General features: G+C 67.4%; 16 protein-coding genes and 1 riboswitch. Of the genes, 12 read left to right on the top strand and 4 right to left on the bottom strand.

Annotation, left to right across the window (positions count from 1 at the left end; all coding sequences use genetic code 11):
- Nucleotides 1–75: 75 nt before the first annotated feature.
- A riboswitch (TPP riboswitch) is annotated at nt 76–194 on the bottom strand.
- 31 nt (nt 195–225) lie between these two features.
- Complete coding sequence (gene rlmN, locus K377_RS32910) at nt 226–1,332, bottom strand: 23S rRNA (adenine(2503)-C(2))-methyltransferase RlmN (RefSeq protein ID WP_111667266.1); 1,107 nt, start codon at nt 1,330–1,332, stop codon at nt 226–228.
- A 356-nt stretch (nt 1,333–1,688) separates the two neighbouring features.
- Here rlmN and K377_RS41440 point away from each other — a divergent pair, with 356 nt between their 5' ends.
- Nucleotides 1,689–2,297, top strand: coding sequence for a hypothetical protein (locus K377_RS41440; RefSeq protein WP_146614799.1), 609 nt, complete (start codon nt 1,689–1,691; stop codon nt 2,295–2,297).
- Complete coding sequence (locus tag K377_RS41435) at nt 2,297–2,698, top strand: hypothetical protein (protein ID WP_146614798.1); 402 nt, start codon at nt 2,297–2,299, stop codon at nt 2,696–2,698. Before K377_RS41440 ends, K377_RS41435 begins: the two co-directional genes overlap by 1 nt.
- Before the next feature lie 618 nt (nt 2,699–3,316).
- On the opposite strand, the gene K377_RS32900 is transcribed toward K377_RS41435, so the two are convergent.
- A complete protein-coding gene (locus K377_RS32900) occupies nt 3,317–3,976 on the bottom strand; it encodes a YdcF family protein (RefSeq protein ID WP_111667264.1) in 660 nt (219 codons plus the stop codon).
- Nucleotides 3,973–4,767: a GntR family transcriptional regulator gene (locus K377_RS32895; protein WP_111667263.1), complete on the bottom strand. Its 795-nt coding sequence runs from the start codon at nt 4,765–4,767 to the stop codon at nt 3,973–3,975. The genes K377_RS32900 and K377_RS32895 overlap by 4 nt, the downstream gene beginning before the upstream one ends.
- A 142-nt stretch (nt 4,768–4,909) precedes the next feature.
- On the opposite strand from K377_RS32895, the gene K377_RS32890 reads away from it, so the two are divergent.
- From K377_RS32890 to K377_RS32850, 10 genes are all read left to right on the top strand, one after another.
- The gene (locus K377_RS32890; protein WP_111667262.1) at nt 4,910–5,242 is read left to right on the top strand and encodes a hypothetical protein; all 333 of its coding nucleotides are present in this window, start codon (nt 4,910–4,912) and stop codon (nt 5,240–5,242) included.
- Between the two features lie 3 nt (nt 5,243–5,245).
- Nucleotides 5,246–6,583: an FtsK/SpoIIIE domain-containing protein gene (locus K377_RS32885; RefSeq protein ID WP_111667261.1), complete on the top strand. Its 1,338-nt coding sequence runs from the start codon at nt 5,246–5,248 to the stop codon at nt 6,581–6,583.
- A 139-nt stretch (nt 6,584–6,722) separates the two neighbouring features.
- Complete coding sequence (locus K377_RS32880; RefSeq protein WP_258395209.1) at nt 6,723–7,394, top strand: DUF2637 domain-containing protein; 672 nt, start codon at nt 6,723–6,725, stop codon at nt 7,392–7,394.
- A 14-nt stretch (nt 7,395–7,408) separates the two neighbouring features.
- Nucleotides 7,409–7,597 (top strand): mobile element transfer protein, encoded by a 189-nt coding sequence (locus K377_RS32875; RefSeq protein WP_111667259.1) that lies wholly within the window; start codon nt 7,409–7,411, stop codon nt 7,595–7,597.
- 9 nt (nt 7,598–7,606) lie between these two features.
- Nucleotides 7,607–7,762, top strand: coding sequence for a hypothetical protein (locus K377_RS41840; RefSeq protein ID WP_181512700.1), 156 nt, complete (start codon nt 7,607–7,609; stop codon nt 7,760–7,762).
- A 25-nt stretch (nt 7,763–7,787) separates the two neighbouring features.
- The gene (locus K377_RS32870) at nt 7,788–8,114 is read left to right on the top strand and encodes a SpdD-like protein (protein WP_111667258.1); all 327 of its coding nucleotides are present in this window, start codon (nt 7,788–7,790) and stop codon (nt 8,112–8,114) included.
- 91 nt (nt 8,115–8,205) lie between these two features.
- On the top strand, nt 8,206–8,388 hold the full coding sequence (locus K377_RS32865) for a hypothetical protein (protein WP_111667257.1): 183 nt from the start codon (nt 8,206–8,208) through the stop codon (nt 8,386–8,388).
- Nucleotides 8,389–8,395: 7 nt separating this feature from the next.
- Nucleotides 8,396–9,784: a replication initiator protein RepSA gene (gene repSA, locus K377_RS32860; protein ID WP_111667256.1), complete on the top strand. Its 1,389-nt coding sequence runs from the start codon at nt 8,396–8,398 to the stop codon at nt 9,782–9,784.
- A 2-nt stretch (nt 9,785–9,786) separates the two neighbouring features.
- The gene (locus K377_RS32855; RefSeq protein ID WP_111667255.1) at nt 9,787–9,984 is read left to right on the top strand and encodes an AlpA family transcriptional regulator; all 198 of its coding nucleotides are present in this window, start codon (nt 9,787–9,789) and stop codon (nt 9,982–9,984) included.
- The gene (locus tag K377_RS32850) at nt 9,984–11,222 is read left to right on the top strand and encodes a site-specific integrase (protein WP_111667254.1); all 1,239 of its coding nucleotides are present in this window, start codon (nt 9,984–9,986) and stop codon (nt 11,220–11,222) included. Before K377_RS32855 ends, K377_RS32850 begins: the two co-directional genes overlap by 1 nt.
- A gap of 843 nt (nt 11,223–12,065) precedes the next feature.
- Here the strand turns inward: K377_RS32850 and K377_RS32845 are convergent.
- Nucleotides 12,066–12,388, bottom strand: a 323-nt coding sequence (locus K377_RS32845; protein ID WP_146614797.1) for a transposase, incomplete at its 5' end; no start/stop codon positions are given.

Genomic DNA, 12,388 nt, shown 5'->3' with positions numbered 1-12,388 from the left:
TTCCTCCTGGGGATGTCCAGGAAGAGACGCGGCCCTGCCCCGGGACCTTCACGGACCCAGGGCAGGGCGCAACAGCTTGAGTGGTGTCCGAACTTCCTACCCAGAATGACCTGGGCAAGGTTCAGAGGGTCTGCGGCCCACCATGTGTCTGGCTGCCGCACTCTCAGCGCTGTGGCGCTCCCCTGTCGGAATATGAAGATGTGTCTACGAGGTACGTGTGCCAGGCTACCGCTCGGTCGCGGCGAGCTGACCACACGCCCCGTCGATCTCTTGACCGCGGGTGTCCCGAACGGTCACGGGTACACCGTGAGCGGCGATCGCCTCGACGAACGCCTTCTCGTCCTCGGGCCGCGACGCGGTCCACTTCGACCCGGGCGTCGGGTTCAGCGGAATGAGGTTCACGTGCACCGGCTTGCCCCGGAGCAGCCGCCCGAGCCGGTCACCGCGCCACGCCTGGTCGTTGATGTCCCGGATGAGCGCGTACTCGATGGAGAGCCGGCGCCCGGACTTGGCCGCGTACTCCCATCCGGCGTCGAGGACCTCGCGCACCTTCCACCGGGTGTTGACCGGTACGAGGGTGTCGCGCAGCTCGTCGTCGGGGGCGTGCAGCGAGATGGCGAGACGGCACTTGAAGCCCTCGTCGGCGAACCGGTGGATCGCGGGCACGAGCCCCACGGTGGACACGGTGATCCCGCGCTGGCTCAGCCCGAGCCCGTCCGGCTCGGGATCGGTGAGCGCCCGAATGGACTGGACGACCCGCTTGTAGTTGGCGAGCGGCTCCCCCATCCCCATGAACACGATGTTGGACAGCCGCGCTGGCCCACCGGGGATCTCCCCGTCCCGCAGCGCGCGCATCCCGTCCACGATCTGGTGGACGATCTCACCGGTCGACAGGTTCCGGTCGAGCCCGGCCTGCCCGGTGGCGCAGAACGGGCAGTTCATCCCGCATCCGGCCTGCGACGAGATGCACATCGTCACCCGGTCCGGATACCGCATGAGGACCGACTCGACGAGCGTCCCGTCGAACAGCCGCCACAGCGTCTTGCGCGTGGTGTCCTGGTCGGTCGACAGATGCCGCACGACGGTCATCAGCTCGGGCAGCAGCGCCTCACGCAGCTTCTCGCGCGACGCGGCAGGGATGTCGGTCCACTGCTCGGGGTCGTGCGCGTACCGCGCGAAGTAGTGCGTGGAAAGCTGCTTGGCACGGAACGGCTTCTCGCCGACAGCGGCGACAGCCTCCTTCCGCTCCGCAGGCGTCATATCAGCAAGGTGCCGCGGCGGCTTCTTGGCTCCGCGGGGGGCGACGAAAGTGAGTTCTCCGGGCTTAGGCATGGCTGTACCAGTGTCGCAGATGGATGGGGGTGACCTGGGGTCGTCGCCCTGGACACCTGTCACTGTCGGTCGCCGCTGGTCACTGTCGAGCGGCCCCGGACGGCCCAGGGACGGCCCGAGGGTGCGGGCTTCCCGAAGGCCTGACCAGCTAGCTTCGCGCCCGGCCAGGTTGTGAGCGGCGCTCTAGGCGACTCAATCGGTGGTTCCCAACGCAGCATCGTCGACCCGCGGCTTGCACCGTCTCTGAGCACGTAGATCACGAAGGTAACGATCTATTGCGACTCCTGCACCGCCTCCCCTCAGCGTTGCTAGCGTTTCACCCCCGCGCCAAACACTCCGCTCCTAGATGAGGTCACATGGCTCCTCAACCAGGCCAGCCCCCTATCTCTTTTGAGGAGTACCGCCTCTATTACGAGACGACGGAGAGAGTCACCGAGAGACGATTGGCAATGAATCGCTGGAATTACTCAGTATTAACAGCGAGCCTTTTGGCCATTGGCGTGATCCTCGGATGGGCATCCTCACATGACGCTTTCCTACTGGCAGGAATTGCCGGGATCTTGGTCCTGAGCGCAATCGCCTGCATAATGTGCTTTTTCTGGCTCAGGCAGATCGACGACTTCAAGGCCCTCAACACGGCGAAGTTTGAAGTTCTAAACAATATGGCACCGCTAGTGACATTTGAGGGTGCCAGTGGACCGTCGCCAGCGAAATCTTTTAATTGCTTCGACAAAGAGTGGCAGGAGCTTTCAAGGGTGCAGGCGTTGCAGGCGCCGTCAACAAGCAGGTTCGTGCGCGGCTTGCGATCTTCGAGCGCAGAGCGCTTCATCCCTCGCGCCTTCGGCGCCATCTTCGCCCTGATCTTCTCCTCTGTAGTAGTCTTCTCCGTGCTGAGCTGGGACAACGTAACTGACCATCCGTCACCATTTAGCAACTCGGAGCAGTCCAAAAAGAAGAGTAAGTGATGAATCGCTACATCTACTCAATTATGCCCGTCTCAACCGATGCCGACTATCAAGAGAAACGGGCCAGCCTGGGTAGGGTCGCAGCAGAATTCGACCTATCGGTTCATTTCCCGCTGGACCGAGGTCTCCCTGAGGCTGGCGAAGAATTCGACCTCTCAACAGTTGTTTCTGAGATGAGGCAGGCGACGCTGGTTATCGCCGACCTCTCTCTCGAACGGCCAAGCTGCTACTACGAGCTCGGCTTGGCGCAAGCACTCGGCTCCAGAGTTGCACTGATCGCGAGGGTCGGATCAAACATCCATCAAGCCTTCGGCAGGAACTCGGTTACGCACTTTCAAGACTTGCAGGATTATCCGGCAGTGGTGCGTAGGGCATTGGTGAATACGCAGCTGGAGACGTAAGACTCCCCCAATCCCCCACACCATCCCAGCTCCCATCCCGTCCGCCGTCGACCCACACGTCTGTGGAGCGGGCGTGGTTCATGGCGTCCAGGTGGAGCGCGCCACTGTACGAACGACCTGGACGCCATGGGCCACGTCTGCTCGGCTCCGCCTGGGTCGACGGTGGACGGGATGGGAGCCCACCACGCTCACCACGATGTACCCGCAGCCGGGAACGGCGCCCCCTCCCACCCGGTGCCGGCCGATCCCCCGCCGGAGGCATCGTCTGTGACCATGAGCCGCGAGCATGCCCGGGGGCTCGTCTCATGTCCTCCGGGCCTATCCACTGTGGGCGGGCGTCGGCGCAGCCGGGGCGGAGCGGGCCGAAGGCAGGAGCGGCGCCCCGAGCGGAGCCGGGAGCCCGCCCGGCGGAGCGGAGCGCAGCCGGGTGCTTGATGAGGTAGAGAAACTTGTAACAGCTCTCAGGCCCGGGGCAGTTGGACCAGTTGCCTACGGACCGGTGAGTGTGCGGTGACCCGGGTTCGGATGTGAAGCGCCAACGCGTCGGCCAGGGCATCTGCGATGCGGACGCTGTAGGTCTCGCACATCGCAGCCATGGATTCGTCCGGGGGCAGCCAGTTAGGGGCGCTCGCTGGCAAGGAGTCGGCTCGTGAAGCCCGCGTGGCACAGGCGTTCGTAGGCCTCAAGCACGTCGTCCGGGACGGACTGGCTGATCATGAATCCCTGGTCTGGGTAGATCAACAGGCGTTGCAGCGCACCCACAAGCATGTCGATGACGAGCCGGGCGTCCCCAATCGAATCGACGTATTCGTCGAACGTCATCGGGGTGGACGCGCTAAGGATCTCGACTTCGGGCCACAGCTTGCGCGCCGTGGCGTATGCGCGTCGCTCCTCGTACGGCTTGCTGATCAAGAGGACGGAGGACACACGCACTCCGGCTTCTTCGAGTACAGCCCTGGAGAGGCGGATGTTCTCCCCCGTGTTGCGAGCGTGAGGCTCGACGAGAACTGCTGAGCTGGGGACGCCGCGTTCCAGGGCGCGCTCGCGGTAGTGGACCGCTTCGCCTCGCGGCATGCGATCCCGTGTCGTCGGGCTGGTGGCTCCCGTGAACACAAGCAATGGGGCCATGCCGCGCTCGTACAGGTCCACTGCCGTGTCGGCCACACCCAAATCGTGACTGCCCAAGCCGATTGCGACCGAGCAGGGCCGCAGGGTGTGGCCCATCTGGTGGTAGTCCCACAGGCGTCGTGCGTCGGCCCATGCCTGCGTCGAGATCATTCCTGCCCCTTCTCACCCTTCGCCGAGTCCGGGACTTTGAAGTCGTACTCCCAGGCAAAGCGCGAAGCCGCGTGTACACCGATGGCGAACTCGACCACTGTGCCAGAAGCCGTGTAGGTCGTCCGATGGAGCTCAACCACGGGCTCGCCCGCCGGGAGCTGCAACAACTTCACCTCGTCTGACGTTGCAGCGCGGGCGAAAATCGACTCCCTCATGTGATCGATCTCGTACCCCGCGTCGTACAGGACTCGGAAGCCACCGCCTCGGCCGGCCGGTCCCGGAGTCGGATCCACGATGCGCGTGCCCTCGACATGCTCAGGCCTGTAGTAGCTGGTCAAGGTGTGGGTCGGCTGGTCGCCTTCCTTCACGAGCCTCGCCCGCGCATACACCTGGGCGCCTTCGGGCAAGCCGTGCGCGTCCGCTACAGCGGGAGGAGCCTCAACCAGGTTGACCGTCTGCGTCTGCTCGTTGCGGCGGTAGCTGCGCCCGGAGGCTACGCGGTCCGCGATGAACGCGACCTCGTCGCTGTCGCGCCACTTGGCCTTGTCGTAGCGGGCGATACCAAGCCGCTTGAGTGGTACCTGCTGCCGCACGACCGTGCCGTGCCCTCGCGATGAGGTGACCAGTCCTTCGACCTCAAGCGCCTTGTAGGCCTGGTGGACAGTGGACTTCGAGCCCGCTCCCTCCGCGACCAGCTCCCTGATTTGCGGAAGCTGCTGGCCAGGAGCGTATTCACCCCTCCTGATCTCATCAGCCAGCTTGTCTGCCAGCTCTCGCCACTTCGGCGCCATGACGACTCCTCTCGATAGGGACCAGTCAAACACAGTCCCAGGACTGCATGTCAAAGTCTCACTCAGCCGCTCGCAGTCCTAGGACAGCGGACGTCGAAAGCCTTCTTTGGGCTGCCTCAAGACTCGACTCAGGGAGTACTACTTGCCGTCCTTCAAGATCGACCTTCAGAGCGCCGTCGTGTTCGTGGCGACCGCGCCCGAGCCGAAGCTGATCAACAAGAAGACCGGCGAGCGGGCCATGGACCGCGACAACCCGAGCGTCGCGCTCTCCACGGTGGGCCTGCTGGTCTCGGACGAGGGAGAGGGCAACCTCTACCAGGTGACCGTGCCGGAGACGGGCATCCCCGAGGGTCTCGCGCCGGGCACGCCGGTCCGGGTGACCGGGCTCAAGGCTCGCGACTGGGAGAACACCTTCAACGGCGAGAAGCGGCACGGCATCTCGTTCCGCGCGATCGCGATCACGTCGGGGGTCTGAGCCGTGGCTGACCTGGCCGTGTGGTTCGAGGCGTCGGGCGCCATAGCGGGCGCCGGTGGCGTCACCTACGCCAAGCACAAGGCTCCGCGCGTCTACTGGGCGGCAGTGGGTCTGCCGATGACCTGGGGCCGGTTCGCTCTCTCGTACCGGAACACGATGGATGTGTGCGGGCTGACGGTGCAGCCGTCGGGACTGCGAGCGTTCATGTCGCGCCGGGTCGCTCGCCACGAGGTCCGGCCGGTGGCTCCGAAGATCCGCCGGGTGCGGGGCACGTCGACCGGCCTGCGGGTCACGCTCCGACTGCCCGCCGGTCTGGAGCCCGCCGACCTCGCTGCGGCCTCCGAGCGGCTGCGGCACGCATGGGGCGTCCACTCGGTCCACGTGATCGCCAAGAAGCCCGGCTACGTCGAACTACGGATGACCGGTCATGACCTGCTGCGCCGGGTGCAGATGCCGAAGAAGACGGCACCGCGCGATCTGGTGGTGCCGGTCGCCCTCCGGGACGACGGTACGGCGTACGTGCGGGACTACCGCGAGATCCCGCACGCGCTGGCCCTCGGCGCGAACCAGTCCGGCAAGTCCATGTACCAGCGCAACCTGATCAAGGGCCTCGCTCAACTGCCGGTCGCCCTGGTGGGGATGGACTGCAAGCGCGGGGTCGAGCAGTACCGCTACGCCCCGCGGCTGTCCGCGCTCGCGACCAACCCCGACGATGCCGCCTCGCTGGTCGATGTGCTGGTGGCGGAGATGGAGGACCGCTTCGATCTGTTGGCCAAGCACGGCGTCTCGGACCTGTGGGAGCTGCCCGAAGACCTGCGCCCGGCGCCCATCGTAGTCCTGGTCGACGAGATCGCGGAACTCTTCCTGATCTCCTCCAAGAAGGACGAGGAGCGCCGCGAGCGCATCGTCACCGGACTGATCCGCCTGGCCCAGCTCTCCCGCGCGGTCGGCATCTACCTGGAGATCTGCGGGCAGCGCTTCGGCTCCGAACTGGGCAAGGGCGCCACCATGCTCCGCGCCCAGCTCACCGGACGCGTGGTGCACCGCGTCAACGACAAGCAGACCGCCGAGATGGGGCTGAACGACGTGGCCCCGGAGTCCGTCCCGGCAGCCTGCACGATCCCCGCCGACCGCCCCGGGCAAGCCGTAGCCGCCGACGCCTCCGGCGGCTGGGGCCGCATTCGCACCCCGTACACCCCGGTCGACGAAACCGTGGCGGCCTGCCGCGAGTTCGCCCACCTGATCCCGGATCTTCCGGCCCTGGCGCCCTTCCGGCCGGCCGTTTCGGCCCCGGGCCCCTCGATCCCGCCCATGCCGACGACGGCACCCGCGTTCCCCTGACGCTCCCCGCTCTCCGGTCGGCGTGACCGCCTCGCGCCAGGTCCCTACCCCACCCATGCCGGAATCCGCCGAAGCCGGGCGGCCGGAGCCCCGCTCCCCCCGCCCCGCTCGGCCCCACCCCTGCTAGGAGGTGATGACGGTGAACCGCTCGATCCGCCTGGACGCCGTACTCATCCAAGCCGTGATCGCCGGAGCCCTGTCCTTCTCCCACCTGCACGACCTGGCCGACGCCGCCGGACAGTCCGGCTGGAAGGCCTGGGCCTACCCGATCAGCGTCGACCTGCTCCTCGTCGCGGCCTGGCGCCGACTGCGCACAAGCCGCCGCGACCGCGCCGCCTGGGCCTGGTTCGTGATCGCCCTCTTCGCCTCGCTCGGCGCGAACATCGCCACCGCCGGACTCCTCGACCTCACCGCCGTCCCGGCCTGGCTCCGCGTCCTCGTCGCCGGATGGCCCGCGCTCGCCTTCCTCGGCGGCACCCTCCTGGTCCACAGCCCGGAGACCACCCCGGCCCCGGTGCCTGCCGCGCCGGAGCCGACCGAAGAGGTGTCCGCCGTCGACCTGCACCGCACCGACAGCACCCCCGAACTCCCCGAACCGGCCGCCCAGGAACTACCGGCCGCCGAACCGGCCCCGGAGCCCGCGCCACTTCCGGCGAACGTTCCGCCGGCACTCCTGGACCACGCCCGAAAGCTCGCCGACCACCACCGCGCGACCACCGGAACAGCGCTGCCCGTCGCCAACCTGCGCGCCCAGCTCGGGCTCCCCGCACCAGTCGTCGACTCGATCGCCGCTCACCTCCAACTCTCCTGAGAGGAAGGCCCGTCATGACCGCTTACCGCCGGTTCCGCAACGTGCAGAAGATCGGCCCCGTCCAGGTCGCGACCTTCTACGACGGGCGCGGCCGCGAACGCCACACCGCCGCCTGCACCGCGCCCCGCTGCGACTTCTCCACGGAGTACGACAACCGCTCCGCCGCCGAACTCGCCGCCCGCACCCACCGCTGCACCGCCTAGGAGACCGCCATGGACGTCCCGCTCTGGCTCGCCCTGATCGCCGTCGGCTGGCTCGGCATCAAGCTCACCCGCCCGCCGATCTGGCTCGTGATCCTGCTCCTGCTCGGCGGCTACCTCATCGCCGACAGCTTCCTCAGCCCCGCCGTCGACTCCCTCATCAACTGACCCACCCCGGAAGGGAGTACCGCCCGTGTTCACCCCGAAGATCCCGGTCAACGACCAGCCCACCGGCCAGATCATCCCGCTCAGCACTAACCCCGTGGACGGTCACCAGCACGCCCCGGCCTGTGCCTGCCAGCACCCGGCCCCCGCGCCGGTCGCCTCCAACCGGCCCACCGTGCAGCTCACCCCGGGCTCGCTGCTCCTGGTGGTCGGCGGCGGCACTGCGGCCGTGCTCGTGGTCGGCGCCGTGCTGGTCTCGATGCTCCTCGCGGTCGCGATCACCGCGAGTTCGCTCGCGATCGTCGCGCTCGTCGTCCGCTCGCTCATGAAGAGCGAGATCAAGAACCACCGCTGACCGGCCCCGGAGCGGCCTCTACCGCCAAGTTTCGTCCGCTCCGGAGCCGTGCCTCCTGCCCGAACCAAACGATCCGGAAGGAAGTTCCATCATGGCCCAGCCCACCCCTGCCCGCGCACGCATCTGCTCCGACTGCGACGGCTTCCCCGCCGTCGCCATTACCACCGGCCTGCGCAACCGCGACGGCTCCCGCCAGACCCTCACCGCCACCTGCCGCACCTGCAACGGCCACGGCCACACCACCCGCGCCGTCCTCGCCCGCGCGGGCCGGTGACTGACCGATGACCGACACCGCCACCATGGCGGGCCTGGACCCGGCCACCCTCGCCGACGTGCTGAGGGTCGCCGGGTCCCCGGGCTTCGACCGCATCCAAGACCAGATCAAGCGCACCGGCGGCTGCTCCGACCCCATCCACCTCCAGGGCGCCACCGTCACCCGCGACCGCACCACCGGTCAGGTCCTCTACAGCTACTCGACCGACACCGAGCCCGGCGGACGACTCCGCGTCGCCTGCGGCAACCGCCGCGCCACCCGCTGCCCCGCCTGCGCCTGGACCTACGCCGGCGACACCTACCACCTGATCCGCGCCGGACTCATCGGCGACCCCGACAAAGGCACCCCCCGCACCCTGCGCGACCACCCCCGCGTCTTCGCCACCCTCACCGCCCCCAGCTTCGGCCCCGTCCACAACCGGCCCGGCACTCGCCCGTGCCGGTGCGGAGTCCGGCACCCGGAAGATGCCGCCGAGTTGGGCACGCCCCTCGCCCCGGACACCTACGACTACGCGGGCTCGGTGCTCTGGAACAACCACGCCTCCGACCTGTGGCGCTACTTCACGATCTACCTGCGCCGCGAGATCGCAGCCCGTGCCGGACTGGCTCCGAAGGCCGCCAAGGAACAGTCCCGCCTGTCCTTCGGGAAGGTCGCCGAGTACCAGAAGCGCGGCGCCATCCACTTCCACGCCGTGATCCGCTTCGACGGCCCGGACGGTCCCGACTCTCCGCCCCCGCACTGGGCCACGCTGCAGCTGCTCACCGACGCGATCCGCGCCGCCGCTGCTCGCGTCCGCGTCGACCTGGACGCTTCCGGCGACCACCCCGCCCGCGTCTTCTGCTGGGGCGACCGGCTCGACGTCCAGCCCATCAAGGCCTTCGGCGACGGCTCCGAGATCACCGAACAGGCCGTCGCCTCCTACGTCGCGAAGTACGCCACGAAGGCAGCCGAGACGACCGGCACCGTGGACCGCCGCATCGGCAACAAGGAGGCCCTGGTCCTTCTCGACGTGCCCGACCATCCCCGGCGTCTCATCGAGGCCTGCCTCGACCTTCACGCCGACTACCCGGACCGCAAGCTCCGCGACTGGGCCCACATGCTCGGCTTCCGCGGCCACTTCTCCACCAAGTCCCGCCGCTTCTCCACCACCCTCGGCGCCCTCCGCCAGGTCCGCGCCGACTACCGCGCCGCCCAACACCGCGCCGCCCTCGGGCTACCCGACCCTGACGAGGTCCCCGAGGAGACCACGCTCACCCTCGCCCACTGGGCCTACGCCGGACATGGCCACACCCCGGGTGAGTCCTGGTTCGCCGCCAACATCCGCCGCGACATCCAACGGAACCGCGAGACAGCACGCGAGGCACTGGCAGACCTGACAGACGAGAAGGAGTGGTGACGATGCAGCACGTCTTGCCCGACCGCTACATGACCCCTGTCGACGGCGCCGAACTCCTGGGCGTCTCGGTCGAGACCGTCTACCAGTGGCGCCGCAAGCGCACGGGCCCCCGAGGCTTCCGAGTCGGCCGGCACCTTCGCTACGACCCCTCCGACGTACGCGCCTGGGTCGGCTCCCTCATGGAAGGGGCTGCCGCCTGATGGCCGGACACATCCAAGACCGTTGGTTCAAGGTCGAGCCCGGTCCGGACGGCAAGCCCGTCAAGGTCAAGAGCGACCGCTACGGCGTCGGCCTCCGCTATCGCGCCCGCTACGTCGGCCCGGACGGACCCGAGAAGTCCAAGAGCTTCCCCGACCGGCAGAAGCGGCTCGCGGAGCAGTGGCTGACCGACATCGCGTCCGACATGTCGCGCGGCAACTACATCGACCCTCGCGCCGCCCGGATCACCTTCAAGAGGTACGCCGAGAAGTGGCTCACGGCTCACACTGCTGACGTGTCGAGCCAGATCGTCACGGAGCAGCGGCTCCGGCTGCACGCCTTTCCCGTGATCGGCACGCGCCCGCTGGACTCGTTCCGCCCCGAGCACATCCGCCAGCTCACGAGTGCCCTGGAGGCCAACCCGGCAGTAGGCGGCGCCTACGCGCGCAACATCTACGGCGACGTACGTGCCGTACTGAGCGCGGCCGTGGACGACGGCCTCCTGTCCCGGAACCCGTGCTCTGCGAAGTCCGTGCGCCCGCCGACTGCCGAGCGCCGCCGCGTCGTTCCGTGGCTGCCCACACAGGTACAGGCGGTCCGTGCGGCGCTCCCCCACCGCTACCGGACCATGGTGGATACGGGCGCCGGGTGCGGCCTCCGACAGGGCGAGATCGTCGGTCTCGCCGAGGACGCGATCGACTTCGATGCCGGCACCCTGCGCGTGGTCCGACAGGTGAAGCTCATCCGAGGCAAAGCCGTCTTCGCCCCGCCGAAGTGCGGCAAGGAGCGAGACGTCCCGCTGCCGTCGTACGTCGCTGAGGCGCTGCGCATCCACCTGGACGCCTTCAAGCCGGTTGAGATCACGCTGCCGTGGCGCAAGCCGGACGGCCCGAAGGCGACGGCCCGTCTCCTGTTCACGAACGCCGCGAACGGGATCGTGTGGCGTAGCAACTTCAACGTCCAGGACTGGAAGCCCGCTCTGGCGCTCGCTGGCCTCATCCCGGACGCCGGTCCCGACGGCAAGTACGAGTCGGCCCGGGAGCACGGGATGCACGCCCTGAGGCACTTCTACGCCTCGGTGCTGCTGGATGCAGGGGAGAGCATCAAGGCTGTCAGCCAGTACTTGGGGCACACAGATCCAGCGCTGACACTGCGGGTGTACGCGCATCTCATGCCGTCAAGCCAGGAGCGAACCCGAAAGGCCGTCGACAGCGTTCTCCGTTCGAGCAGTAACACCTAGCCCAATTCGAGGTGCTCCTCGTGACAGAAGCAGTCGAGCAGATCTCTCTGGTCATTGGAGTTGCCCGGATTCGCAGATTCCGCCCACGCGGCCCGTGCTGATCCGATTTACTCAGTGCGGACACTGATCTGCGGAACTCCTTCCGTCCTGCGGGTGATTGAGCCATGCCCGCACCGGCAGCCAATCGGGGTGGTCGGCACAGGCTCGTTGCGCGGAAGGAGAACGACATGACCGCGCCATCGCGCCGCACTGCGGTACTGATGTCGAGGGTTACTGAGCGGGTCAGGAGACGGCTCACGCTCGCACGTGCCAACAAGAACTACGGCCGTGCGAAGCGTTTGGCCTGGGATGTTTTCGTGACGGTGGTAGCCGCCGCCGTCACCACGTCCCTGACCGGGCTTCTACACGGCCGGTAGTCCACAGAGTGGGTCCCTAACGCTATGGGACGGTGGGGGCCCACTCTCATTTCGGAGCCAGTACACAGGAGGCAACTTAATCCCCGATGCGTTGGTGGTACCACCCTAGCGGCACCTCCGAACTTTCGGAGGTGGTTCGCAAATCTCGTGTCACATCGAAGTTCCAAAGTTTCGCGCAGTGACACTTTTCAAAGTGGTGCCACCAAAAAAATCTGGTGCCGAATCTGAAGCAACATCTTTGGTCCTGGCGTCTCGTCTCGCCCAAAAGTGTCCGCCGACAACGAGCGCGGGCGTCGTCCATCCGCGAGACTCAGACGGCCCAGGGACGGCCCGGGAGCCAGGGCTAGCTGTTCAGTCCAGTCGTTTGCGCAGCTAGACAGCTTGCTGGTTTAACACCACTGCCAGTTCTCCGGGCTTAGACGTCATTTCACTTGGCGAGTCTGCGGTGGCATATGAGGGTCGCAGCGATGGCTGTGAAGGCGAGGAAGTGTTCTGGTTTGCGCTCGTAGCGGCGGTGGAGACGTCGGCAGCCGGACAGCCAGGACATGGTGCGTTCTACGACCCAGCGGTGTCGGCCGAGCCGTTTGGATGACTCAATGCCCCTTCGGGCAAGGCGATGGCGAATCCCCCGAGAGGCCAGCCAGCGCCGCAGGTGGGAGTAGTCGTAGCCCTTGTCGCCGTGCAGTTTGCCGGGTCGGCGGCGTCGGGGGCCGCGACGGGAGCGGATGGGCGGGATGCCTCGGACCAGTG

It is taken from the genome of Streptomyces sp. PsTaAH-137, from assembly GCF_003259365.1.
In the GTDB taxonomy this organism is placed as follows: domain Bacteria; phylum Actinomycetota; class Actinomycetes; order Streptomycetales; family Streptomycetaceae; genus Streptomyces.
The sequence above is the reverse complement of the archived record's forward strand: the minus strand, read 5'-3'. Positions and strand labels throughout refer to the sequence as shown.

Excerpts from the sequence above, each read along its gene's own strand:
- rlmN (WP_111667266.1), bottom strand. The coding sequence starts at position 1,332 with ATGCCTAAGCCCGGAGAACTCACTTTCGTCGCCCCCCGCGGAGCCAAG.
- K377_RS41435 (WP_146614798.1), top strand. The coding sequence starts at position 2,297 with ATGAATCGCTACATCTACTCAATTATGCCCGTCTCAACCGATGCCGAC.
- K377_RS41440 (WP_146614799.1), top strand. The coding sequence starts at position 1,689 with ATGGCTCCTCAACCAGGCCAGCCCCCTATCTCTTTTGAGGAGTACCGC.
- K377_RS32895 (WP_111667263.1), bottom strand. The coding sequence starts at position 4,767 with ATGGCGCCGAAGTGGCGAGAGCTGGCAGACAAGCTGGCTGATGAGATC.
- K377_RS32865 (WP_111667257.1), top strand. The coding sequence starts at position 8,206 with ATGGCCCAGCCCACCCCTGCCCGCGCACGCATCTGCTCCGACTGCGAC.
- repSA (WP_111667256.1), top strand. The coding sequence starts at position 8,396 with ATGACCGACACCGCCACCATGGCGGGCCTGGACCCGGCCACCCTCGCC.
- K377_RS32855 (WP_111667255.1), top strand. The coding sequence starts at position 9,787 with ATGCAGCACGTCTTGCCCGACCGCTACATGACCCCTGTCGACGGCGCC.
- K377_RS32900 (WP_111667264.1), bottom strand. The coding sequence starts at position 3,976 with ATGATCTCGACGCAGGCATGGGCCGACGCACGACGCCTGTGGGACTAC.
- K377_RS32850 (WP_111667254.1), top strand. The coding sequence starts at position 9,984 with ATGGCCGGACACATCCAAGACCGTTGGTTCAAGGTCGAGCCCGGTCCG.
- K377_RS41840 (WP_181512700.1), top strand. The coding sequence starts at position 7,607 with ATGGACGTCCCGCTCTGGCTCGCCCTGATCGCCGTCGGCTGGCTCGGC.
- K377_RS32875 (WP_111667259.1), top strand. The coding sequence starts at position 7,409 with ATGACCGCTTACCGCCGGTTCCGCAACGTGCAGAAGATCGGCCCCGTC.